The organism is Actinomadura graeca (assembly GCF_019175365.1).
Lineage (GTDB): Bacteria > Actinomycetota > Actinomycetes > Streptosporangiales > Streptosporangiaceae > Spirillospora > Spirillospora graeca.
This window is the reverse complement of the sequence record NZ_CP059572.1, coordinates 684,664-707,091: the sequence shown is the minus strand read 5'-3', so window position 1 is coordinate 707,091 and position 22,428 is coordinate 684,664. Positions and strand designations below refer to the sequence as shown.

Sequence of the window (22,428 nt, the reverse complement as noted above, 5' to 3'; positions counted from 1 at the left end):
ACACGTTCGTGTGTGGTGGGTCTGCGTGTTCGCGTCCCTGTGTGGTTCCCGGGAAACAAACGGGAACCCCGCGTGCTTGTTGTGCGCGTGTTGATAAGTGAATGGTTTGTTCGAGCCTGGTCTCGGACGCCTCTGAAGTTTGCCTGCCCCGGTGTGTGGGGTGGTGCGTTGGGCGTTCGGTGGTTATGGCGAGGGGGAAACACCCGGTCCCATCCCGAACCCGGAAGTTAAGCCTCTCAGCGCCGATGGTACTGCACGGGAGACTGTGTGGGAGAGTAGGACACCGCCGGACTCATATTGGTCGAGGGTCGCCCCGATATGCGGGGCGGCCCTCGACGCATGTGTAGGGCCTGCCAAAGTAGGCTGTAAGTGTCCAAGAACCACCATCAAGAACAGTGACGGACGTGATGAGCGCGGAAGAGGACGGCCGCAGCGACGACAACCGCGGGCGGCGCGGCGACAACGGGGGGCGCAAGACGCCCGGCCGTCGCGAGGGGAACGTTCGTGGTGGGCCAGGAGGCTCCGGCGCTCGCAAGGGCGGCGGTCCGCGCGGGGCCTCGCCTCGGGGCAACGCGTCGCAGGGCGGCCGTGGCCGCTCCGGGGGCGGAGGGTGGAAGGACCGGGATGCGCGCGGGCAGCGCGATGACCGCCGTCCGGCCCGGCCGTTCAAGCGGTCCGATGACCGTCGCACGGAATCACGCGATGACCGCCGGCCCGACGAGCGTCGTGAGGGGCGCCCCGGCGGTCCGCGCGCGGGGCAGAGCGGTGGGGAACGCCGTGATGGGCGTTTCAGTGGCCCTCGGGGTGGTCAGGGTGGCGAACGTCGCAGTGGCGGCGGTCGCTCTGGGCCGCCGCGTGAAGGGCGCGCTGGAGGAGGTCGTGAAGGCCGCGCCGGTGGGAGCCGTGAAGGGCGTGCCGGTGGCGGGCGCGAGGGACGTACTGGTGGTGGGCGCGAAGGACGGTTCGGGCCGCCGCGGGGTGAGCGTGGCGAGCGCCGGGAAGGGCGCGAGGGGCGCGAGCGCAGGGAAGGCCGGGAAGGCCGCTTCGGCGCGCCGCGTGCCGAGCGGGGTGGCGAAGGGCGTGGCGGCCGCTTCGGTGGTCAGGGTGGCGAGCGTCGTGAGGGACGATACGGAGCCCCACGCGGCGGTCAAGGTGGCCCCGGTGACCGGAGGGCCGGAGACCGCCGGGCCGGAGGCCGTAAGTTCGAAGGCAAGCGTGATGGGCGCCCCGGCGAACGGGGTGGCTCGTTCAAGGGGCGTGGTGGTGGGAAGCGGCCCCAGCAGGCCGGACGGTCCTACGGCCCGCCGCGTGACCGTGCCCGGACGGACGACCGTGAGCGTCCGGCGCCGAAGCACGACGACCCGCTGTTGCCCGACGAGGTGACAGGTGAGGAACTGGACGCGGACGCGCGCATGGAATTGCGCACGCTGCCGAAGGAACTGGCGACGAAGGTGGCCCGCCATCTCGTGATGGCGGGGCGGCTCGCCGAGGACGAGCCGGAGAAGGCGTACAAGCATGCGCGTGCGGCGCGTCGCCTCGCGTCGCGGGTCGGTGTCGTCCGGGAGGCGGCCGGTCTCGCCGCCTATCACGCCGGGGAGTGGGCGGAGGCGCTCGCCGAGCTGCGGGCCGCGCGGCGGCTGAGCGCGGGTGACGACTCCTATCTCCCGGTGATGGCCGACTGTGAGCGTGGTCTCGGACGTCCTGAACGTGCCCTGGAGCTGGTGAAGTCGCCGGAGACCGCGAACCTCGACCCGGCGGGCCGCGTGGAGCTGCGCATCGTCGAGTCGGGTGTGCGCCGCGACCTCGGCCAGTTCGGGGCGGCGGTGGTGACGCTCCAGATCCCCGAACTCCGGGACAGGCGTCTGAGGCCCTGGTCCGCGCGGCTGTTCTACGCCTATGCCGACGCCCTGGTGGAGGCCGGACGTGGCGAGGAGGCGTCCGACTGGTTCGCGCGTGCCGCCGCGGCCGACCGGGACGGCGAGACCGACGCCGCCGAGCGCTACGCCGAGCTTGAGGGTCTCCACATCCTCGACACCGAGGACGAGGAGACCGAAGAGACCGAGGAGGGCGACGCTACGACGGAGGGGCTGGGCAACCCGTCCGAGGGGCTCGTCGTCGACGAGGACACCCCGGAGGAGGCCACGGACGAGCCTGTGGAGCTTCCCGGCGACGAGGCGGCGGGCGCGGCGGGCGCGGCGGACGCGGATCCCGGGATCGGCGTGGCCACGGCCATCGAGTTCAAGCCCGCCGAGACCGAGGCGCCGGACGCCGCGGTGGAGGAGGAGGTGCCAGAAGCACCGGCCTTGTTCCTCGAACCGAAGCAGTCGGAGAACGAGGGGCCGCCCGCCGCGGAGTGAGTGGCGCCACGTCTCACCGGATGTTCATGAGATCGTGCCGTTCGCGGGCCGCCGGGGACGCCCGGCGGTGATCGACTCAGCGTGCGACCGGAGTCCGGAGGAGCGCCATGTCCGTGCATCGCGTGCCTTCCTGCGTGCCACCGCCGCTGCGGGTGGTATGGCGGCCTTCTCCGGGGTGGTGATGGCGGCACGCGTCCGCCGGCGTGGGGCCCGCACAGCCGGGACCGGGCCCGTACGGGCCGCCTCAGGCCACCGACGCGAACGGCGTCCGGCTCCCTGAGGGCTTCACGAGCCGTGTCGTGGCCCGGTCGCTGCACCGAGTCGAGGGGACGCGGCACACCTTTCATCCCGCGCCGGACGGAGGCGCGTGCTTCCGTGACGGGGACGGCTGGATCTACGTCAGCAACTCGGAGGTCTCGGTCGTCGGCGGCGCGTCCACGCTGCGGTTCGACGCGTCCGGGAGGATCACGGCGGCCTACCGGATCCTGAAGGGGGCGACCCTCAACTGCGCGGGCGGCGCCACTCCCTGGAACACGTGGCTGTCGTGCGAGGAGTACGACTTCGGCTTGGTGTACGAGACTGACCCGCGCGGTGAGAAAGCCGCCGAGGCCCGGCCCGCCCTCGGGTGGTTCAAGCATGAAGTGCTGCGTGGCTCGGGCAAGGGGCGGTGCGTTGGGGGAGGATCCGAACCCGCGGTTCTGGGTCACGCCGACCCGCGGGCAGGTGCGGGACGCGATGCGGTTCGACGGCGGCGAGGGTTGCTACTACACCGGCGGTGGCTGCTACTTCACGACGAAGGGCGACAACCGTGTGTGGGCGTACGACGCGTCCGCCGAGCGGCTGGACCTAGCCTACGACGACGACCTGGTCACCGGGGCGTGCCGCCGCTGACGGGGGTGCACAACGTGGCCGCCGCGTCGTCCGGCGACCTGTACGTTGGCGAGGACGGCGGCGACATGGAGGTCCACGTCATCACCCCGGAGGGGGTCTTGGTGCCGTTCCTGCAGGTCGTGGGGCAGGACAGGTCGGAGATCACCGGTCCCCGCGTTCAGCCTGGACGGGTCGCGGCTGCACTTCTCGTCCCCGCGCGGCGGCAGCGGGGCCGCCGGAGGCACGGACGGCGTCGCCTACGAGGTAACAGGACCCTTCCGCGTTTAGGACGACTGGCCCGGGTCAGGGCGACTGGCCCGGGTCAGGGTCTGCCTCCGAGCAACCTCCGGGCGTCCCAGGCGTCCCAGGCGTCCCGGGCGTCGCGGGCCGGGACTTGCGGCACCGTCACGCGTGGCGGTCGAGGGCGTGCATGATCCCGGCGACGTTGCCCTCGGTGCTGTTGAGGACCTCGTACTTGGCGACGAGGTCCGGGTCGGCGTCCTCGCGTGTGAGGGCGTACCGGCCCTTCGTGCGTTCCGTCACCATCGCGACGGCGTGGTCGAGGTCGAGGCCGCGGTCCCGGGCGTCCCGGACGGTGTCCACCCAGATCCGCAGCTCCTCCGCGGACCGCTCCAGGGTGCCGTCGACCTCCGAGACGGGCCCGTAGTGCGCGAACAGCAGACGTTGCGGGCCGAGCGACCGGAACGTCCCGAGCGACTTCAGGGCGGTGTCCAGGTCGAAGTCGGGCGGCGGTGTCGCCGGGCGGACGTCCGCGGTCTCGGGGATGTAGATCCCGGCGGCGTCGCCCACGTACAGGTCGCCGGTGGCGGAGTCGATCAGCCCGACGTGGTGCTTGGCGTGCCCGGGGGAGTGGTGCGACTCCAGCCGCCGCCCGCCGCCGAGGTCGATCACGCCGGTGTCCTCCACGGCGCGGATCCGCGCCGCCTCGGTCGGCCTCAGCTCGCCGAACAGCGTGTCGAGGCTGTCGCCGTACACCATGCGGGCGCTGCGCATCAGGCGCTCCGGGGACGCCAGGTGCCGCGCGCCCTTCTCGTGGACGACGACCTCGGCGGCCGGGTAGGTCTCCGCGATGTCGCCGACGCCGCCCGCGTGGTCGAGGTGGATGTGCGTCACGACCACGCTGGCCAGGTCGCCTGGCCCGACGCCGAGCTCCGTCAGTGCCCGCCGGACGATGGGCGCCGACCCCGCCGTGCCGGGTTCCACCAGGCAGGGACGGTCGGACAGGATCAGGTAGCCGGCGGTGATGCCGGTGTATCCCGCCATCCGGGTGTCGATCTCGTAGACGTCCCCGCCGAGCGGCGTGATCGTGGTCGCGGTGTCCATAGGACGATCATCGCCCGGGGGAGGGGCGGGGGCCAGGGCCGGTGGGCGGGCCGAGCCGTCCGGCGGCGTGCAGGTCGTCGAAGATGAGCCGGTTGACGGGGGACACCCGGTCGCGGTCGGCGTAGGTGAGCCAGGCGACCTCCTCGACCTCGCCTCCCGGAGCCGGCCGTCCGGTGTGGCCGCCGGTGTAGCAGGTCATGCGGACGGTGACGCCACCGTGGCCGTGGGCCTCGGCCTCCCAGGTGCCGAAATGCTCCAGCGTGCCCGGCAGGAGATCGACGGTCAGCTCCTCCCTGACCTCGCGGACGAGCGCGTCGGCGTCGGACTCGCCGGGCTCGCGCTTGCCGCCCGGCAGGTAGAAGACGTCCTTGCCGCGCGAGCGGGCACCGAGGATCCGGCCGCCGTCGAGGTGGATCCAGGCGAGCTTGTCGATCAACGGTCGTCTCCGGGGTCGAGGAGGCGCAGGACGAGGCCGGTGCGGGGCTTCGGGCCGAACGAGGTGGACTTGCGCGGCACCCGCTCGCCGCCGCCCGCGACGGCGAGGACGTCCTCGACCTTCAGGGGGTTGAGGACGACCGCGGTGCCGCCGGTGCGGCGGGCGCGGGCGATGGCCGCGGACGGGTCGTCGTGCACCACCTCGATGGCGTCCTCGTTCTCGGGGACGTTCCACACCCCGCCGACGAGCAGATGGTCGAGGACGGCGGTGTCGAGGCCGCGCCACCGCGCCGAGCGGCCGGGCGGCATCGACCGTCCGAGGACCGCCGGGTCGGGCGCGGTGAGCAGGTACAGCCCGTCGCCGCCGCCCAGCACGAACGCGGGGCGGGGCGCCGCGGCGAGGGCGTCGAGGGCGGCGGCCTCACCGGGCAGGGGCGTGACGTGGAATACCGTGCGGGCCCGCGCCACCGCGTCGTCCGGCGGGAGGCCCGGCAGGACGCGGTGGATGGCGCCGAGGTGCGGCGGGTAGCGGGTGGAGTCCACGAGGAGCGCGAGGCCGAGGTCCCAGGGCCCGGCGCCGTCCCCGGCGGCGTGGTGGCGGGCCTGGAGCGCGCGGTAGGTGGCGTAGCGGTGGTGGCCGTCGGCGATGAGGGCCTGCCGGTCGTGCAGGTCGGCGGACACGCGGGCGTGCAGCGCCGGGTCGGTGATCGGCCACAGGCTGTGCGACAGCCCGTCGCCGGCCCGGAAGCGCAGGAGCGGGACGGCCCCCGTGGCGTCGTCGACGATCCGGGCGGTGTCGCCGCCGCCCTCGTACACCAGGAAGATCGGCTCCAGGTTGGCGCGCGCGGCCGACATCAGCGCGAGCCGGTCCCGGACCGGGCCGGGGAAGACGTTCTCGTGCGGCAGGACGATCCGGTCCGCCTCCGCGCGGAGCCCCAGCGCGCCGATCAGGCCGCGTTGCAGGACGGCCCCGTCCGACGCGGCCTCGTAGACGTAGAGGGCCGGGTCGGGATCGACCGTGAGCGCGCCCTCGTCGAGCCACCGGCGCAGCAGCCCCGCCGCCTGGTGATAACTCTCACCCGCGGCGCGCGGCGTGTTCAGCCGGACGATGTTGTGCCCGCCGTTCGCCATCAGCCGCCGCGCGGCCGGCTCGTCGACCAGGTCGTACGGCGGCATCGTGACGGAGGCCAGGTCACCCACCGTCCCGGGGTCGAAGCGGACGCCGCGGAAGGGGGCCAGCTCCAGGCCGCCACCGGCCCGGGGCCCCGCGGTGCCGAAGATCCGGGCACTGAATTCCTCGGGTCCGAGCCCGGAGGGGAGGTCGTCGTCCACTGTGGGCATGGTAATCACCGGCGGCCCCGTGTCCAGCCGACCGGTACCGTCGAGGTGATCAGAGTCCAAGGGGAGGTCCACATGAGTGGTCAAGGACCAGGGCGGCCGGAGGATTCCCCGGGGGACGGCCAGGAGGGGCACCCGGCCGCTCCGGACGGCGGGGTGTACGAGTGGTACACCCGCGGGCTGGAGCTGCTGCGGGCGGGCAGCGCCTCCGCCGCGCTGCAGCTGCTCGCGCGCGCCGCCGAGGCCGAACCGGACTCGCACAGCATCCGCGAGGCCCTCGGCCGCGCGCAGTTCGGGGCCCGGCAGTTCGGCGCGGCCGCCGACAGCTTCCGGTGGATCGTCGAGGAGGAGCCGGCGGAGGACTACGCGCGGTTCGGACTCGGGCTGGCGCTCAGCCGGATGGGCGACTTCGAGGGTGCCGTCGAGCATCTGGCGCTCGCCGCGGCGATGCGTCCCGACAACAAGGACTACGAGCGGGCCCTCCGGCACGCCAGGGCCACCCTGGCGTCCCGCCGCTGACCAGGGACGGCGCGACGCCGTCCCGCCCCCCGACGCAGAGGAACACGATGAAGGACGGCGCATGACCAAGGGCAGTGACCGCCCCCTGAGCGAGGCGTACGACGTCGCGCTGCTCGACCTGGACGGCGTCGTCTACATCGGGCGGCGGCCGGTGCGCGCGGCGGCCGAGTCGCTCGCCAAGGCGCGCGCGGCGGGGCAGCGGCTCGCGTTCGTCACCAACAACGCCTCCCGGACGCCGTCGGCGGTCGCGGCGCTGCTGACGGACGTGGGCGTCCCCGCCTCGGCCGACGACGTGGTGACCTCGGCGCAGGCCGCCGCGCGGCTGCTCGCCGAGCGGCTGCCCGCCGGGGCGAAGGTGCTGGTGGTGGGCGGGATGGGACTGCGGCAGGCGCTGTACGCGCAGGGGCTGCGGCCGGTGTCCCGCGCGTCGGAGGGACCCGCCGCGGTCGTGCAGGGGTTCACGCCGGGCGTCACCTACGACCAGCTCTCCGAAGGGGCGCGGGCGGTCGGCGAGGGCGCCCTGTTCGTGGGGTCCAACGGCGACCTGACCATCCCGGGCGGGGACGGGCCGCCGAACCCGGGCAACGGGGCGCTGCTGCGGGTGATCAGCTCCTCCACCGGCGTCGAGCCGATCGTCACGGGCAAGCCGGAGCGCCCCCTGCACCAGGAGTCGATCCGGCGCACCGGGGCGCGGCGGCCGCTGGTGGTGGGCGACCGTCTCGACACCGACATCGAGGGCGCGCACAACGGCGGCGCCGACAGCCTGCTGGTCCTCACCGGCGTCACCGGGCCCCTCCAGGTGCTCACGGCGCCGCCCCGGCAGCGCCCGAGCTACCTCGCCCCCGACCTGACCGGGCTGCTCGTCACGCATCCGGAACCGGTCCGCGACGGCGAGGGGCACCACTGCGGCGGCTGGACGGCCCGCGAGGACGGCGGGCGGCTCACGCTGACCGGTTCCGGCGACCCCTACGACGGGCTGCGGGCCCTGGCGTCGGCCGCCTGGGAGGACGGCGCCCGGCCCGCGGCGGAGTCGCTCACCGGCGCGCTGGACGCCCTCGGCCTGCCCCACGGCCCCTGAGTCGGGCACCGGCCCCCCGGGGGACTCAGATGATCACAGGAGCCTGCGGAGGCGGAGCAGGTCGAGGATGCTCGCCTCGATCTTGAGCCGCCCCGTCGCCCACGCCTTGGCGGGGTTCAGCTCGTCGCGGGCCAGCGCGACCAGGTCGTCGCTGCCCACGGTGAGCCGGACCTGGGCCGATCCCGGGTCGTCGTCCGGGACGAAGCCGTCCAGGCCGTCGGCGCGCAGCCGGGTCCGGAACGCCAGCCCGAGATCGGGGACGCGGCAGCTGATCGTGCGCTCCACGACGTGCTCGGCGAGGCGGTCGGCGTCCACCGCCGCCAGGCGCTCGGCGATCCGGCCGAGCGCGGCCCGGCAGTCCTCCTCGTTCGCCATGGTCAGGCCGTTCCCCGTTCGGTCGGCAACGATGTCGTGTAGGGACGGTAGCGTTCTGACCGAGACCGGAGCGACTCGGTGCGCGCGCCCGGGTGCGACTGGGAGGTGAACGTGATGTCCGACGAGGAGCTTGCTCCGGAGGGGGAGCGGGAGCCGCGGGGGGAGCACGAGATCCCCGCCGCGCCGCCGCCCGGGCCCACCGGCGACGCGCGGGTGGACGCCGTGCTGGCCCGGCTCGGCGACCTGCCCGGACGTCCCGTCCCCGAGCACGTGGAGGTCTTCGAGGAGATCCACCAGCGGCTCCAGGAACTGCTCGCCTCCGCCGACGAGGACGAGCCCGGCCCGCCCGAACCCGCCGATCCCTCCCGGCCCGCCCCGCCGCCGCTCACGCAGCGGCCCGTGCATCCCCCCGGCCGGCCGCCCGTGCAGCCGCCGCCGTCGCAGCACGGCGGGCCGCCGCGCCCGCCCTTCCCCGGCGCCCTGCGGCCCCGTCCCGGAAACCCGGCGTGACCAGGCGGCGCCTGGACGCGGAACTGGTCCGGCGGAAGCTGGCCCGCTCACGCGAGCACGCGTCCCAGCTCATCGGCGACGGGTTGGTGCGGGTCGGCGGGCAGCGCGCGGGCAAGGCGGCCACGCAGGTCGACGCGGGCGCCGCGATCGTGGTGGACGAGGCCGACGCCGGCCCCGGGTACGTCTCGCGCGGCGGCCACAAGCTCGCGGGGGCGCTCGCCGCGTTCGCCGGGCTGGAGGTGAAGGGCCGCCGCTGCCTCGACGCGGGCGCCTCGACGGGCGGGTTCACCGACGTGCTGCTGCGCGCCGGCGCCGCGCACGTGGACGCCGTCGACGTCGGCTACGGGCAGATCGCCTGGTCGCTGCGGACCGACGAGCGCGTCACCGTCCTGGAGCGGGTGAACGTCCGCGACCTGGAGCCCGGCATGCTCGGCGCGCCGCCCTCCCTCGTCGTCGGCGACCTGTCGTTCATCTCGCTGCGGCTGGTCCTCCCGCCGCTGCGGCGCTGCGCCGCCCCGGACGCCGACTACGCGCTCATGGTCAAGCCGCAGTTCGAGGTCGGCAAGGACCGCGTCGGGGCGGGCGGAGTCGTGCGCGACCCGGACCTGCGCGCCGACGCGGTGCGCGGGGTGGCCGAGCACGCCCGGACCCTCGGCCTCGGGGTTCTCGGGGTGACCGCGAGCCCCCTGCCCGGCCCGTCGGGCAACGTGGAGTACTTCCTCTGGATGCGCGCCGGGGCCCCGCCGCTGGACGGGGCCGACCTGGCGAAGGCCATCGCCGAGGGGCCGCAGTGAGCGTCACGGGGACGCCGCCCGTACAAAGGTCGTTTGTACAGACGGCGGCCGTGCACCGGGACGCTCCTGGGAGTGACGCGCCGGGGAGTGGAGCGAGGGTATGACTACAAGGTCGGTGCTGGTCGTGACGCACACCGGGCGCCCTGAGGCGGTCCGCAGCGCCCAGCTCGTGATCAAGCGGCTGAGCGCGGCGGGCATCGCCGTCCGCGTGCTGGAGAACGAGGCCCGCGAGATCGGCTGCGTGGGCGTGGACGTCATGCCCGGCACCGCCGTGGCCGCCGAGGACGCCGAGGTCGTCATGGTCCTCGGCGGGGACGGGACGCTGCTGCGCGGCGCGGACCTGACCCGCGGCTCGCGCACGCCCCTGCTCGGCGTCAACCTCGGGCACGTCGGGTTCCTCGCCGAGGCCGAGCGCGACGACCTCGCCGCGACCGTCGACCGCGTCGTCGACCGCCGCTACGACGTCGAGGAGCGGATGACGATCGACGTCACCGTCCGCCGCAACGGCTCGGTCATGGGCACCACGTGGGCGCTGAACGAGGCGAGCATCGAGAAGGCCGAACGGGAGCGGATGCTGGAGGTCGTCGCCGAGATCGACGGCCGCCCCCTGTCGAACTGGGGGTGCGACGGCGTCGTGTGCGCCACGCCCACCGGCTCCACCGCCTACGCCTTCTCCGCGGGAGGGCCCGTGGTGTGGCCGGAGGTCGAGGCGCTGCTGGTCGTCCCGATCAGCGCGCACTCGCTGTTCGCCCGCCCCCTGGTGGTGTCGCCGCGGTCGGTGGTCGCGGTCGAGGTGCTGGAGGGCACGTCCCGCGCCGTCCTGTGGTGCGACGGACGCCGCACGCTCGACCTGCCGCCGGGCGCGCGGGTGGAGGTCCGCCGCGGCACCGAGCCGGTGCGGCTCGCCCGCCTGCACCTCACCCCGTTCACCGACCGGCTCGTCACCAAGTTCGGGCTGCCCGTGACCGGGTGGCGGGGCCGCGTGCGGCAGCCGTCGCACCCCTCGCCCGCCGCGGACGGGGAGGCGTCGGGCGGGCAGAGGGGATAATCTCCACAGGCGCTGAACGGGGATCTGTTTGCGGAGGGTTGTGACGCTGGTGCGCCCGATGGTCGATGAGGTGCGGATCCAGGGCCTCGGCGTGATCGACGAGGCCGTGCTCGATCTGTCACCGGGTTTCAACGTCGTGACCGGGGAGACCGGCGCGGGCAAGACGATGGTGGTCACCAGCCTCGGGCTGCTGTTCGGCGGCCGCGCCGACCCGCAGCGCGTCCGGCCGGGCGCCAAGCGCGCCACCGTCGAGGGCCGCATCGTCGTCGACCCCGGCGGCCGGGTGGTGGAGCGCGTCGAGGAGGCCGGCGGCGAGCTGGACGAGGACGCGCTGATCGTCACCCGGTCGGTGTCGGCGGAGGGCCGCTCCCGCGCGTTCCTCGGCGGCCGGTCCGTCCCGGTGAGCCTGCTCATCAACCTCGCCGACGACCTGGTCGCCGTGCACGGGCAGTCCGACCAGCAGCGGCTCCTGCAGTCGGCGCGGCAGCGCGCCGCGCTCGACCGGTACGCCGGCGGCGCGCTGACCAAGCCGATGCGCGCCTACACCAAGGCGTACCAGCGGCACCGGCAGGTCGGCGCGCTGCTGGAGGAGCTGACCACCCGGGCGCGCGAGCGCGCCCAGGAGGCCGAGATGCTGCGCTTCGGCCTGGAGGAGATCGAGAAGGTCGGGCCCAAGGACGGCGAGGACACCGAGCTCGCCGCCGAGGAGGAGCGGCTCGGGCACGCCGACGCGCTGCGCGGCGCCGCCGACTCGGCGCACGAGGCGCTGCTCGGCGACCCCGCCGCCGCGTTCGAGGCCGCGAACGTCGCCGGCCTCCTCGGCACGGCCCGCAACGCCCTGGACGCCGTCCGCGACCACGACCCGGACCTCGCCGCCCTCGCCGACCGGCTCGCCGAGGCCGGCTACCTCGTCTCCGACGTCGGCACCGACCTGGCCTCCTACGCCGAGTCCGTGGACGCCGACCCGGCGCGGCTCGCCGCCGTCCAGGAGCGGCGCGCCGAGGTGACCGCGCTGACCCGCAAGTACGGCGGGGCGGACGGGACGGTCACCGCGGTGCTGGAGTGGGCGCGGCGCTCGGCGGCCCGCCTCACCGAGCTGGAGGGCGACGACGAGCGCATCGAGGAGCTGCGCGGCGAGCACGCCGAGCTGGCCGAGCGGCTCGCCGCCGAGGCCGGCGAGCTGAGCGCCGTCCGCACCCGCGCCGCCGAGCGGTTCTCCGGCGCCGTCACCGAGGAGCTGACCGCGCTCGCGATGCCGCACGCGCGCGTCCACGTCACCGTCGCCCGGTCGCAGGACTACGGGCCGCACGGCCTCGACGAGGTGGAGGTGCGGCTCGCCCCGCACCCCGGGTCGCCGCCGCTGCCCCTGCACAAGGGCGCCTCCGGCGGCGAGCTGTCGCGGGTCATGCTGGCGATCGAGGTGGTGTTCGCCGGCGCCGACCCGGTGCCCACCTTCGTGTTCGACGAGGTGGACGCGGGCGTCGGCGGCAAGGCGGCCGTCGAGATCGGGCGCCGGCTGGCACGGCTCGCCCGCAACGCCCAGGTGATCGTCGTCACGCACCTGCCGCAGGTCGCCGCGTTCGCCGACCAGCACCTGCTGGTGGAGAAGTCCGACGACGGCACCGTCACCCGCAGCGGCGTCACCGCCCTGGACCGCGAGGGCCGCGTCCGGGAGCTGTCCCGGATGCTCGCCGGGCTGGAGGACTCCGAGCTCGGCCGCGCCCACGCCGAGGAGCTGCTGGCCATGGCCGCCGAGGAACGCTGATCGGGCGAACGGCGAACGGGGGAGTGAAAACTACAGAGGGTGCGCGAACGGACACGCCTGGACGTCCGTCCCTGCCGATGTTCTCCGCCGCCCTCTGGCAGGATGGTCGGTGATGAGCGACCCGTCTCCCACCACTGATCGGCGCGTCCGGCTGGCCCAGCGGCTGCCGCGGCGCGTCCTGGCGCTGGGCCGCGCCCGCGACGACGGCAGGACGGGCGTCACCGCCGTCGCCCGCCTCGACCGCCGCACCAAGGACCTCACCAAGCGGCTCCAGCCCGGCGAGGTCGCCGTGATCGACCACGTCGACCTCGACCGCGTCAGCGCCGAGGCGCTGGTGTCGTGCGGGGTGGGCGCCGTGGTGAACGTCGCGCCGAGCATCTCCGGCCGCTATCCCAACCTCGGCCCGCAGATCCTCATCGAGGCCGGCATCCCGCTCATCGACGACGTCGGGCCGGAGATCTTCGGCAGGCTCGCCGAGGGCGACCCGGTCCGGATCGAGGAGTCCACCGTCTACCGCGGCGAGGACGTCGTCGCCAAGGGCACCGCGCAGAGCGCCGAGACCGTCGAGACGGCGCTCACCGAGGCCAAGGCGGGCCTCGCCAGCCAGCTGGAGGCGTTCGTCGCCAACACGATGGAGTACGTCAAGCGCGAGCGCGACCTGCTCATCGACGGCGTCGGCGTCCCCGAGGTGACCACGAAACTCGCCGGGCGGCACGCGCTGATCGTGGTCCGCGGCTACCACTACCGCGAGGACATCGCCACCCTGCGGCCCTACATCCGCGAGTACCGCCCGGTGCTGATCGGGGTGGACGGCGGCGCCGACGCGCTGCTGGAGGCCGGCTACCGGCCCGACATGATCGTCGGTGACATGGACTCGGTCTCCGACGACGCGCTGACCTGCGGCGCCGAGATCGTCGTGCACGCCTACCGCGACGGGCGGGCGCCGGGCCTGAAGCGGGTGCACGAGCTCGGCGCCGAGGCGGTCGTGTTCCCCGCCACCGCCACCAGCGAGGACATCGCGATGCTCCTCGCCGACGACAAGGGCGCCACGCTCATCGTCGCGGTCGGCACCCACGCCAACATGGTGGAGTTCCTCGACAAGGGCCGCGCCGGCATGGCCAGCACGTTCCTCACCCGGCTGCGCGTCGGCAGCAAGCTCGTCGACGCCAAGGGCGTCAGCCGCCTCTACCGCAGCCGGATCTCCACCTGGTCGCTGCTGTTCCTCGTCCTCGGCGCGTTCGTCGCCATCGTCACCGCCGTCGCCATGTCACCGGCGGGGGACGTCATCAGTCCCCTGCTCGCCGACCGCTGGCACGCCTTCGTCTTCTGGCTGACCGGACTCTTCACGTGATCGATTTCCGCTACCACCTCGTCTCCATCGTCGCGATCTTCCTCGCGCTGGCGCTCGGCATCGTGCTGGGCTCCACCACCCTGTCGAACTCGGTGAGCGACACGCTCCGCCAGCAGGCCAGCTCCGCGGCCAAGACCGCGCAGCAGGCCCGCCTCGACCAGCGGCGCATCGAGCGGCAGCTGCGCGGCGAGGAGCAGTTCGCCGCGGGCCTGGCACCCCAGCTCGTCGCCGACCGGCTCAAGGGCCAGTCCCTGGTGCTGATCGAGACGCCCGGCGCCGGCAACGACAGCATCGAGCAGCTCAGCGAGCTGGCCAAGAACGCGGGCGCCACCGTGACCGGGCGCGTCGTCGTCCAGAAGAAGCTCCTGGACGACGACCAGCGCGACACCGTCGACGAGCTGGCGTCCCAGCTCAAGGGCGACGGCGTCGAGTTCCCCGCCGACGCGGACGCCTACGCGAAGGCCGGCGCGGTGCTCGCCGGCGCCCTCGTCACCAAGGACGGCGCTAAGACCGGGCGCGAGGACGCCTCCGGCGGCGCCGTCCTGAACGGCTTCAAGCAGGCCGGGTACGTCACCACCAGCGGCAAGCCGGGCCAGCACGCCACCCTCGCGGTGATGGTCGCGCCGTCGGCCGCCTACGCCTACGACGGCGGCGGCGAGGACAACAAGGCCCTGATCTCGCTGGCGGCCGCACTGGACGCCGCCGATCGCGGTACCGTCGTCGGTGGCCCGGCGACCTCCGCGCAGGAGGGCGGGCTGATCGCGGCGCTGCGCGACTCCGACGCCAAGGACGAGGTCTCCACGGTCGACACCGTGGACACCTCCTCCGGGCAGATCGTGACGATCCTGGCGCTGCAGACCGAGATGGGCGGCAAGTCCGGGCAGTACGGGACGGGCGCCGGCGTGAGCGGCTACCTGCCCTCGCCCGCGCCCACGGTGGGGAAGAACGGGTGACCTGATGGACCGACGCATCGCCTCCGGCACGGAGCGGGGCGCGCGGCTGCTGGCCGGCGCGCTGCTGGGCGCCGCCGCCGCGCGCGCCGCCTACACCGCGCTGACGCGCCGGCCCCCCGGCCTGAACGGCCTGCCGGGCGAGGAGGTCTGGGGCCGCACCAACCACCGCGGTGAGCCGGTCACGCTGCTGGAGGGGCCCGCGTTCGTGGCGGGCGCCGCCGCCGGCGGGCTGCTGACGCCCGGCCTCGGCGGCCGGACGCGCGCCGCGGTGCTGCTCGCGGGGGTCGGGTCCGGTGTCCTCGGCGGCTACGACGACCTCGCCGGCTCCGCCTCGTCGCGCGGGTTCAAGGGGCACCTCGGCGCGCTCGCCCGCGGCGAGGTCACCAGCGGCGCGGTGAAGATCCTCGGCATCGGCGCGACCGGCCTCGCCGCCGCCGCGCTCGCCGGGTCGCCCGCCCCGTCCCGGACGGGCCGCGCCTTCGACACCCTGGTGAACGGCGCGATCGTCGCCGGGGGCGCCAACCTGATGAACCTGTTCGACCTGCGTCCCGGCCGTGCCATCAAGGTCGGCGTCCTCACCGGCGCGCCGCTGGCGCTGACCGCGTCCGGCTCCGCCGTCGTGGCCGCGCCGCTCGGCGCCGCCGCCGCCCTGCTCGGCGAGGACCTCGCCGAGCGCGCCATGCTCGGCGACACCGGCTCCAACGCGCTCGGCGCGCTGCTCGGCCTCGCCGCCACCCGCCTCGGCCGCCGGCGGCGGCTCGCGGTCCTCGCCGGGCTCGCCGGCCTGAACGCCGCCAGCGAGTTCGTCAGCTTCACCAAGGTCATCGCGAAGACCCCGGCGCTGAACCGCATCGACATGCTCGGCCGCCGCCCACCGGCCCCCGCCACGGCCTCGTCTTCCGAGAAGGCTCCGGCGGACGACGAGGGCGCCCCCGGCCCGCAGGCTTCCGACCCGCAGACCCCCGAACCGCAGACGCCCGACCCGCAGGCTGCGAGCGCCCAGGCCCCGGTCGCCCAGGCCCCGGAGACGCAGGTCTCCGGCTCCCAGGTCTCCGGCTCCCGGGTCTCCGGCGCGGAAGCCTCCGGCGCGGAGGTCTCCGAGGAGGGATCCCCGGGCGCGGACGTCCCCGCGGGGGAGACGCCGTTCGTGCCGAGGCAGGCGGACCCGTCCAGCAACGGCGTCGCCGCCGACCCGGCGTAGGCGCCCGGCACCGCCCCCCGCAGCGTCCACCGACACGTGTCCCCTCGCGTCCCCTCCCGCGTGCGCCGCCTCACCGGCGGCCTCGCCGGCGCGGCCGTCGTCATCGGGGCCATCACGATCCTGTCCAGGCTCGCCGGGTTCGGCCGCACCTACGCCTTCTCCCAGACGGTCACGACGTCCTGCCTCAGCCAGGCGTACTTCACCTCCACGCAGTTCCCCAGCATCGTCTACGAGATCGTCGCGGGCGGCGCCCTCGCCTCCATGGTCGTCCCGGTGCTGGCCGGGCCCGCCGAGCGCGGCGACCGCGAGGAGGTCCGCCGGATCGGCTCGGCGCTGCTGACCTGGATCGTCGCGGTGATGGTCCCGCTGTCGGCGCTGATGGCGCTGGCCGCACGCCCGATCATGGACCTGCTGGTGGGCGGCGACCTGAAGGGCTGCGAGCGCGGGCAGATCGTCGACGTCGGCGGGAGCATGCTCGCGGTCATGGCGCCGCAGATGGTGATGTACGGGCTGGCCGTCGTGCTGTACGGGCTGCTGCAGTCGCACCGCCGGTTCGTCGCCCCCGCGCTGGCGCCGCTGATGTCCAGCCTCGTCGTCATCGGCGCCTACCTGGTGTACGCGCCGCTCGGCGACGGCCACGAGAACGACCTGGCCGGGCTGCCGCTGGACGCCGAGCTGACCCTCTCGGCCGGGACGGCGCTCGGCGGCGTCGCCATGGCCGCCACGGCGGGCGTCGCGGCGTGGCGGCTGCGGCTCGGGCTGCGGCCCACGTTCCGCTTCCCCGACGGGGTGGCGCGCCGCGTGCGGCGGCTCGCGCTCGCCGGGCTCGCCACGGTCGCGGCTCAGCAGCTGTCGGCGCTGCTGGTGGTCCGGCTCAGCTACGAGGGGACGGGCGGCGCGCTCGCCAACTACCAGTACGCGTGGGCGGTCTACCTGCTGCCGTGGGCGATCCTGGCGGTGCCGATCGCGACCAGCGCGTTCCCGCTGCTGTCCGCGCGGACGGGCGCGGGGGAGCGGGACCGGTTCGACCGGATCACGGCCGCCACGACCCGCGCGGTGATCCTGGTGTCGTGCGGGGGCGCCGCCGTCCTCGCCGCGGTCGCGCTGCCCGTGGCGGCCGTGTTCAACCCCGCGGACCCGGCGCAGCAGGACGTCCTGTCGCGGGCCGTCCTGGCGTTCGCCCCCGGGCTGGTCGGCTACGGGCTCGTCGCCCACCTCGGGCGGGTCCTGTTCGCCTGCCACCGCGGACGGATGGGGGCACTCGCCGTGGTGGCGGGCTGGCTGGTCGTCATGGCCGCCGACGTCGCGCTGGTGCTGTCGGCGGACCGGCGGTGGGTGGTCGCCGCGCTCGGCCTCGGCAACGCCGCGGGCATGACCGTCGCGGGCGTGCTGCTGCTCGGCACGCTCGTCCGGGCCCGGGGCGCGGCCGCGGTGCGCGGGGTGCCGCGCGTCCTCGCCGCCGGGCTCGCGGGCGCCGCCGGGGGAGGCGCGGCCGGGTACGCGGTCGCCGCGGCCCTCGGCACCGGCGGCCAGGCGCGGGGCGCCGCCTCCGGTGTCCTCGCCGCCGCGGCCGCCGCCGTGGTGTTCACCGCCATCGCGTTCGTGATCGACGGCCGTGACCTGCGGGCCGTCCTCAGCCGGAAGGTCGCACGCAATGCCTGAGAACCCGATGCACGAGGACTCCAAGGACTCCACGCCCGAAGACGTCCTGCCCGAGCGTCCCCGGCCGGAGGACCCGGGGCCCGGGACGCCGGAGGACCGGCGCCCGCGGGAAGGGGGCACGAATGTGGACGGGCTGCGCGTGGCGCTCGTCCTCGGGACGAGCGCCGGCGGCGTCGGGCGGCACGTGCGGTCCGTCGCCGCCGGGCTGGCGGCGCGCGGCGCGCGGGTGCTGGTCTGCGGGCCCGCCTCGGCCGAGGAGGCGTTCGGGTTCGCGGACGGCGGCGTCCGCTTCGCCGAGGTCGACCTCGGCGACCGCCCCCGTCCGGTGCGCGACGCGAAGGCGGTGGCGCGCCTGCGGGGCCTGCTCCGCGACGCCGACGTCGTGCACGCCCACGGGCTGCGCGCGGGGGCGCTCGCCGTCGCGGCGTGCGCGCGGGTCGCGCCCGGCCCGCTGCGCTTCTCGCGGGGCGGCGCGCCGCTGGTCGTGACGCTGCACAACGCCCTGATCGGCGGCGGGCGGACCGCCGCGGTGCACGGCGCGCTGGAACGCGCCGTGGCGCGCGGCGCGACCCTCGTCCTCGGCGTCTCACCGGATCTGGAGGAGCGGATGCGGCTCCTCGGCGCCCGGTCGGTGGCGCACGCGCTCGTCCCCGCGCCGACGCCCCGCGCGCAGCCCGGGCCCGCCGCCCGCGCCGACGTGCGCGCCGAGCTGGGCGCGGGGGAGCGGCCGCTGATCGTCACGGTCGGCCGCCTCGCCGAGCAGAAGGGCCTGACGACCCTGCTGGACGCGGCGCGCGGCTGGGCGGGCCGGGCCACGCCGCCGCTCGTCGCCCTGGCCGGTGAGGGGCCGCTGGAGGACGGGCTGCGCGCCCGGATCGAGGCCGAGGACCTGCCCGTCCGGCTGCTGGGGCGCCGCTCCGACGTCCCGGCCCTGCTCGCCGCCGCCGACGTGGCCGTGGTGCCGAGCGTGTGGGAGGGGCAGCCGCTGATCGTCCAGGAGATCCTGCGGGCGGGCCGGCCGCTGGTCGCCACCCGCGTGGGCGGGATCCCCGGCATGGTCGGCGCGGGCGTCCGGCCCGCGGACGGCGGCGGGCTTCTCCAGGGGCCCGAGAGCGACGCGGCGCTGCTGGTGCCCGCGGGCGACGCCGGGGCGCTCGAACGCGCCGTGAGCCGCGTCCTGGACGACCCGGCGCTCGCGGCTCGGCTCGGCTCGGCCGCCGCGCAGCGCGCCGCGCTGCTGCCAGGTGAGGACGACGCCGCCGACCAGCTCGCCGGGCTCTACCTGGACCTGACCGCCGCCCGAGGCCGGAGGCGGGGAAACCCCCCAGGAAAGGCCCGCTGAGCGGGAACCCCGCCGGATCGTCGCCCGTTGGACAGGACAGTGGAGGGGAGTATCCCCGCGCGCGGTTCTCGTCAGCACGGCCGGTCCGCACCGGCCCGGGTCCGCGGTCCTGGCCCGTCAGGGCGGGAGAGACCTCCGGCGCTCTTTCGTGTCCGCCGGAGGTGTCACGTTGTCCGTCTCACCCTGGGTGTGGGCCCTGACCTTGGCCGGGATCCTCGCCGTCATCGCCACCGATCTCTTCCTCATCCACCGGGGCGACACGCGGGAGTTCACCACCCGCCGCGCGGCGTTCTGGTCGGCGGTCTACATCGGCCTCGCCGTCGCGTTCGGCGCGGGCGTCTGGCTCTTCTCCGGCGGCGAGCACGCCGCCCAGTACTTCGGCGGCTTCGTCACCGAGAAGAGCCTCAGCGTCGACAACCTCTTCGTGTTCATGGTGATCCTGACGCGGTTCGCCGTGCCCAAGCACGCCCAGCACACCGTCCTGATGGCGGGCATCGTCATCGCGCTGGTGCTGCGCGGGCTGTTCATCGCGGTGGGCGCCGCGGCCATCGCGACCTTCACCTGGGTGTTCTTCATCTTCGGCGCGTTCCTGATCTGGACGGCCTACGGGCTGGTGCGCGGCGGCGACGAGGACGAGTTCAAGGAGAACCGGCTGCTGCGGTGGGCCACGCGGGTCATCCCGACGGCGGAGGAGTACGACGGGAACCGCTTCCTCGTCCGGCGGGACGGCCGCCGGATGGTGACGCCGCTGATGATCGTGATGATCGCGATCGGGACCACCGACGTGCTGTTCGCCCTGGACTCCATCCCCGCGATCTTCGGGCTGACCACCGAGCCGTACCTGGTGTTCACCGCCAACGCGTTCGCGCTGATGGGCCTCGTCCAGCTGTACTTCCTGCTGGGCGGGCTCACCGACCGGCTCGTGTACCTCGGCCACGGGCTGGCGTTCATCCTCGGCTTCATCGGTGTCAAGCTGATCCTGCACGCGCTGCACGAGTACGGGGTCGCGTGGGCCCCCGACGTGCCGATCTGGCTGTCCCTGTCGGTGATCGCGGGGACCCTCGTCGCTACCACCGCCGCGAGCCTGGCCGCGGGCCGCCGCGCCCCCGCCGGGGGACGCCGGAGAAGCCCGGCGACGCGGAGGCCGAGGCGGTCGCGGAGGGCCCGGCGGCGCCGTAGTCGCCGCGCGGACACGGACGACGTGGGGAGAAGGACGGCGCGCGTCCCGCACAGAATCAGAATCCTGTTCTAGAATCTCGGTCGACACGGTCTGAGAGAGGGTGACGCATGGCCATCGGGCTGACCGAGGAGCACGAGGCGCTCGCCGCCTCGGTGCGGGGGTTCACCGGGCGCAACGTACCGCCGGCGGCCGTACGGGCCGCCCTGGAGGCCGACGAGGAGTCCCGTCCCGCCTTCTGGCCGGCGCTGGCCGAGCAGGGCCTGCTCGGGGTGCACCTGGCGGAGGAGCACGGAGGGCAGGGCTACGGCCTGCTGGAACTGGCCGTGGTGCTGGAGGAACTGGGCCGCGTCGCCGCCCCCGGCCCGTTCCTGCCCACCGTCCTGGCGAGCGCGGCGATCGACGCCGGGGGCGACGCCAAGGCCCGCGCCGGGCTGCTGCCCGCCCTCGCCGACGGCTCCCGGACCGCCGCCGTCGCGCTGGAGGGCGGGCTGACGGGCCGCGGCGACGACGGCGCGCTCGTCGTCACCGGCACCGCCGGCCCCGTGCTCGGCGGCGGCCTCGCCGATCTCCTCGTCCTGCCGGTCGCCTGCGAGGACGGCGTGCGGTGGGTCGCGGTCGACGCGGCGGACCTGACGGTCACCCCGGTCGAGGCCAGCCTGGACCGCGTCCGCCGCGTCGCGTCCGTCGAGGCGGCCGGCGTCCGCGTCGGCGCCGACCGGGTGCTGGACGGCCTCACCACCGCCCGCGTCCGCGACCTCGCCGCCGCGCTGTTCGGCGCCGAGGCCGCCGGGCTCGCCGGCTGGCTGGTGGCCACGGCCGCCGAGTACGCCCAGGTCCGCGAGCAGTTCGGGCGGCCGATCGGCCAGTTCCAGGGCGTCAAGCACAAGGCCGCCCGGGCGCTGACCGCGCTGGAGCAGGCCCGCGCCGCCGCCTGGGACGCCGCCCGCGCCCTGGACGAGAACGCACCCGCCGCCGGGTTCGCCGCCGCCGTCGCGGCCGTCGTCGCCGTCGAGGCGGGCGTGCGGACCGCCCGCGACGCGATCCAGATCCTCGGCGGCATCGGCTTCACCTGGGAGCACGACGCGCACATCTACCTGCGCCGCGCCCTGACCCTGCGGGCGCTGCTCGGGCCCGCCGCCGGCTGGGCCGCGACGGTCGCCGCGCTCGCGCTGGACGGCGGCCGCCGCCCCGTCGAGCTGGAGCTGGACGAGGAGACCGCGCCGCTGCGCGAGCGGATCCGCGCCGAGGTCGCCGGGCTCGCCGCCATCGGGGACCGCGACGAACTGCACACCAGGATGGGCGACGAGGGCTGGACCGCTCCGCACCTGCCCGTCCCGTGGGGGCGCGGCGCCGGGCCCGCCGAGCAGATCCTCATCCGGCGGGAGCTGCGCGCCGCCGGGATCAAGGCGCCGAACCTGCTGATCGGCGCCTGGCTGGTGCCCTCCCTCGTCCGGTACGGGACACCGGAGCAGAAGGAGCGGTTCCTGCGCCCGACGCTGCGCGGGCGGATGTCGTGGTGCCAGCTGTTCTCCGAGCCGGGCGCGGGCTCCGACCTGGCCTCGCTGTCGATGCGGGCCGAGCGGGCCGAGGGCGGCTGGCGGCTCACCGGCCAGAAGACCTGGACGTCCGTCGCGCAGATGGCCGACTGGGGTTTCTGCCTCGCCCGCACCGACCCCGGCGCCCCCAAGCACGACGGGATCACCTACTTCCTGGTGGACATGGCGTCCGAGGGCGTGGACGTCCGCCCGCTCCGGGAGCTCACCGGCGAGGCGATCTTCAACGAGGTGTTCCTCGACGGCGTGTTCGTCCCCGACGACCAGGTCGTGGGGGAGCCGGGCCGGGGCTGGCAGGTCGCGCGCAACACCCTGTCGAACGAGCGGGTGTCGCTGTCGACCGGCGGCGGCCTCGGCATGGGCGTCCCCGAGCTGCTGGCGTTCTACGCGGGCCGGACGCCGGACGCGGTCGCCGCGGCCGAGGTGGGCGGGCTCGTCGCGCAGGGGCACTCGATCGACCTGCTCGGCCTGCGCGCCACGCTCAAGCAGCTGAACGGCGTGGAGCCGGGCGCGGAGGCCAGCGTCCGCAAGCTGCTCGGCGTCCAGTTCAACCAGGACGTCGCCGACCACTGCTGGGCGGCGCAGGGCCCGGCGGCGGCCACGGAGGTGCCGTTGGCCGAGAGCGGCCTGATGGCGCGCGCCATGCTGTTCAGCCGCGCGATGACGATCTACGGCGGCACCACGGAGGTGCAGCTCAACATCATCGGCGAGCGGCTGCTCGGCCTGCCCCGCGATCCCGAGCCGGGCAGGTGA

19 protein-coding genes, 1 rRNA gene and 2 pseudogenes are annotated in these 22,428 nt (G+C 75.1%); 17 read left to right on the top strand and 5 right to left on the bottom strand.

Annotated elements, in window-relative coordinates; all coding sequences use genetic code 11:
* Nucleotides 1-175 precede the first annotated feature (175 nt).
* Nucleotides 176-292: ribosomal RNA gene (gene rrf / locus AGRA3207_RS03465) — 5S ribosomal RNA — on the top strand.
* 403 nt (nucleotides 293-695) lie between these two features.
* On the opposite strand, the gene AGRA3207_RS03460 is transcribed toward rrf, so the two are convergent.
* Nucleotides 696-1,355, bottom strand: coding sequence for a hypothetical protein (locus AGRA3207_RS03460; RefSeq protein ID WP_231333101.1), 660 nt, complete (start codon nucleotides 1,353-1,355; stop codon nucleotides 696-698).
* 12 nt (nucleotides 1,356-1,367) lie between these two features.
* On the opposite strand from AGRA3207_RS03460, the gene AGRA3207_RS03455 reads away from it, so the two are divergent.
* From AGRA3207_RS03455 to AGRA3207_RS03445, 3 genes and pseudogenes are all read left to right on the top strand, one after another.
* Entirely contained in the window at nucleotides 1,368-2,357 is a 990-nt protein-coding gene (locus AGRA3207_RS03455) for a hypothetical protein (RefSeq protein ID WP_231333100.1), read from the top strand.
* Between the two features lie 203 nt (nucleotides 2,358-2,560).
* A pseudogene (locus AGRA3207_RS03450) lies at nucleotides 2,561-2,872 on the top strand (translocation protein TolB); the annotation flags it as partial.
* Nucleotides 2,873-3,029: 157 nt separating this feature from the next.
* Complete coding sequence (locus AGRA3207_RS03445) at nucleotides 3,030-3,248, top strand: hypothetical protein (protein ID WP_231336545.1); 219 nt, start codon at nucleotides 3,030-3,032, stop codon at nucleotides 3,246-3,248.
* Nucleotides 3,249-3,632: 384 nt separating this feature from the next.
* On the opposite strand, the gene AGRA3207_RS03440 is transcribed toward AGRA3207_RS03445, so the two are convergent.
* From AGRA3207_RS03440 to AGRA3207_RS03430, 3 genes are read right to left on the bottom strand one after another with little or no spacing between them, the layout of a single operon-like run.
* The gene (locus tag AGRA3207_RS03440) at nucleotides 3,633-4,571 is read right to left on the bottom strand and encodes an MBL fold metallo-hydrolase (protein ID WP_231333099.1); all 939 of its coding nucleotides are present in this window, start codon (nucleotides 4,569-4,571) and stop codon (nucleotides 3,633-3,635) included.
* Between the two features lie 7 nt (nucleotides 4,572-4,578).
* Complete coding sequence (locus AGRA3207_RS03435; RefSeq protein WP_231333098.1) at nucleotides 4,579-5,007, bottom strand: NUDIX hydrolase; 429 nt, start codon at nucleotides 5,005-5,007, stop codon at nucleotides 4,579-4,581.
* The gene (locus AGRA3207_RS03430) at nucleotides 5,004-6,347 is read right to left on the bottom strand and encodes a DUF1015 family protein (RefSeq protein ID WP_231333097.1); all 1,344 of its coding nucleotides are present in this window, start codon (nucleotides 6,345-6,347) and stop codon (nucleotides 5,004-5,006) included. Before AGRA3207_RS03430 ends, AGRA3207_RS03435 begins: the two co-directional genes overlap by 4 nt.
* Before the next feature lie 72 nt (nucleotides 6,348-6,419).
* Between AGRA3207_RS03430 and AGRA3207_RS03425 the strand changes: the two genes are divergently transcribed.
* The gene (locus AGRA3207_RS03425) at nucleotides 6,420-6,863 is read left to right on the top strand and encodes a tetratricopeptide repeat protein (RefSeq protein WP_231333096.1); all 444 of its coding nucleotides are present in this window, start codon (nucleotides 6,420-6,422) and stop codon (nucleotides 6,861-6,863) included.
* A 61-nt stretch (nucleotides 6,864-6,924) separates the two neighbouring features.
* Nucleotides 6,925-7,941, top strand: coding sequence for an HAD-IIA family hydrolase (locus AGRA3207_RS03420; RefSeq protein WP_231333095.1), 1,017 nt, complete (start codon nucleotides 6,925-6,927; stop codon nucleotides 7,939-7,941).
* Between the two features lie 33 nt (nucleotides 7,942-7,974).
* On the opposite strand, the gene AGRA3207_RS03415 is transcribed toward AGRA3207_RS03420, so the two are convergent.
* Nucleotides 7,975-8,316 carry an SCP2 sterol-binding domain-containing protein gene (locus AGRA3207_RS03415; protein WP_231333094.1) on the bottom strand — a complete coding sequence of 114 codons (342 nt, stop codon included), beginning with the start codon at nucleotides 8,314-8,316 and terminating at the stop codon, nucleotides 7,975-7,977.
* 114 nt (nucleotides 8,317-8,430) lie between these two features.
* Here AGRA3207_RS03415 and AGRA3207_RS03410 point away from each other — a divergent pair, with 114 nt between their 5' ends.
* The 11 genes and pseudogenes from AGRA3207_RS03410 (at nucleotide 8,431) to AGRA3207_RS03360 (ending at nucleotide 22,428) form a co-directional block, all read left to right on the top strand.
* The gene (locus AGRA3207_RS03410) at nucleotides 8,431-8,826 is read left to right on the top strand and encodes a hypothetical protein (protein ID WP_231333093.1); all 396 of its coding nucleotides are present in this window, start codon (nucleotides 8,431-8,433) and stop codon (nucleotides 8,824-8,826) included.
* Complete coding sequence (locus AGRA3207_RS03405; protein ID WP_231333092.1) at nucleotides 8,823-9,620, top strand: TlyA family RNA methyltransferase; 798 nt, start codon at nucleotides 8,823-8,825, stop codon at nucleotides 9,618-9,620. The genes AGRA3207_RS03410 and AGRA3207_RS03405 overlap by 4 nt, the downstream gene beginning before the upstream one ends.
* A gap of 100 nt (nucleotides 9,621-9,720) precedes the next feature.
* On the top strand, nucleotides 9,721-10,668 hold the full coding sequence (locus AGRA3207_RS03400; protein WP_231333091.1) for an NAD kinase: 948 nt from the start codon (nucleotides 9,721-9,723) through the stop codon (nucleotides 10,666-10,668).
* A gap of 58 nt (nucleotides 10,669-10,726) precedes the next feature.
* On the top strand, nucleotides 10,727-12,433 hold the full coding sequence (gene recN, locus AGRA3207_RS03395; RefSeq protein ID WP_231336216.1) for a DNA repair protein RecN: 1,707 nt from the start codon (nucleotides 10,727-10,729) through the stop codon (nucleotides 12,431-12,433).
* Between the two features lie 178 nt (nucleotides 12,434-12,611).
* Nucleotides 12,612-13,784, top strand: coding sequence for a putative cytokinetic ring protein SteA (gene steA / locus AGRA3207_RS03390; RefSeq protein ID WP_420830901.1), 1,173 nt, complete (start codon nucleotides 12,612-12,614; stop codon nucleotides 13,782-13,784).
* Entirely contained in the window at nucleotides 13,781-14,737 is a 957-nt protein-coding gene (locus AGRA3207_RS03385; protein WP_231333089.1) for a copper transporter, read from the top strand. The genes steA and AGRA3207_RS03385 overlap by 4 nt, the downstream gene beginning before the upstream one ends.
* Nucleotides 14,738-14,741: 4 nt before the next feature.
* Nucleotides 14,742-15,644 (top strand): annotated as a pseudogene (locus AGRA3207_RS03380) (hypothetical protein); the annotation flags it as partial.
* A gap of 330 nt (nucleotides 15,645-15,974) precedes the next feature.
* Complete coding sequence (gene murJ / locus AGRA3207_RS03375; RefSeq protein WP_231333088.1) at nucleotides 15,975-17,600, top strand: murein biosynthesis integral membrane protein MurJ; 1,626 nt, start codon at nucleotides 15,975-15,977, stop codon at nucleotides 17,598-17,600.
* A gap of 133 nt (nucleotides 17,601-17,733) precedes the next feature.
* The gene (locus tag AGRA3207_RS03370) at nucleotides 17,734-18,942 is read left to right on the top strand and encodes a glycosyltransferase family 4 protein (RefSeq protein WP_231336215.1); all 1,209 of its coding nucleotides are present in this window, start codon (nucleotides 17,734-17,736) and stop codon (nucleotides 18,940-18,942) included.
* Nucleotides 18,943-19,111: 169 nt separating this feature from the next.
* The gene (locus AGRA3207_RS03365; protein ID WP_231333087.1) at nucleotides 19,112-20,194 is read left to right on the top strand and encodes a TerC family protein; all 1,083 of its coding nucleotides are present in this window, start codon (nucleotides 19,112-19,114) and stop codon (nucleotides 20,192-20,194) included.
* 35 nt (nucleotides 20,195-20,229) lie between these two features.
* Complete coding sequence (locus AGRA3207_RS03360) at nucleotides 20,230-22,428, top strand: acyl-CoA dehydrogenase family protein (protein WP_231333086.1); 2,199 nt, start codon at nucleotides 20,230-20,232, stop codon at nucleotides 22,426-22,428.

Excerpts from the sequence above, each read along its gene's own strand:
- AGRA3207_RS03440 (WP_231333099.1), bottom strand. The coding sequence starts at position 4,571 with ATGGACACCGCGACCACGATCACGCCGCTCGGCGGGGACGTCTACGAG.
- AGRA3207_RS03430 (WP_231333097.1), bottom strand. The coding sequence starts at position 6,347 with ATGCCCACAGTGGACGACGACCTCCCCTCCGGGCTCGGACCCGAGGAA.
- AGRA3207_RS03425 (WP_231333096.1), top strand. The coding sequence starts at position 6,420 with ATGAGTGGTCAAGGACCAGGGCGGCCGGAGGATTCCCCGGGGGACGGC.
- AGRA3207_RS03420 (WP_231333095.1), top strand. The coding sequence starts at position 6,925 with ATGACCAAGGGCAGTGACCGCCCCCTGAGCGAGGCGTACGACGTCGCG.
- AGRA3207_RS03415 (WP_231333094.1), bottom strand. The coding sequence starts at position 8,316 with ATGGCGAACGAGGAGGACTGCCGGGCCGCGCTCGGCCGGATCGCCGAG.
- AGRA3207_RS03410 (WP_231333093.1), top strand. The coding sequence starts at position 8,431 with ATGTCCGACGAGGAGCTTGCTCCGGAGGGGGAGCGGGAGCCGCGGGGG.
- AGRA3207_RS03400 (WP_231333091.1), top strand. The coding sequence starts at position 9,721 with ATGACTACAAGGTCGGTGCTGGTCGTGACGCACACCGGGCGCCCTGAG.
- recN (WP_231336216.1), top strand. The coding sequence starts at position 10,727 with ATGGTCGATGAGGTGCGGATCCAGGGCCTCGGCGTGATCGACGAGGCC.
- AGRA3207_RS03360 (WP_231333086.1), top strand. The coding sequence starts at position 20,230 with ATGGCCATCGGGCTGACCGAGGAGCACGAGGCGCTCGCCGCCTCGGTG.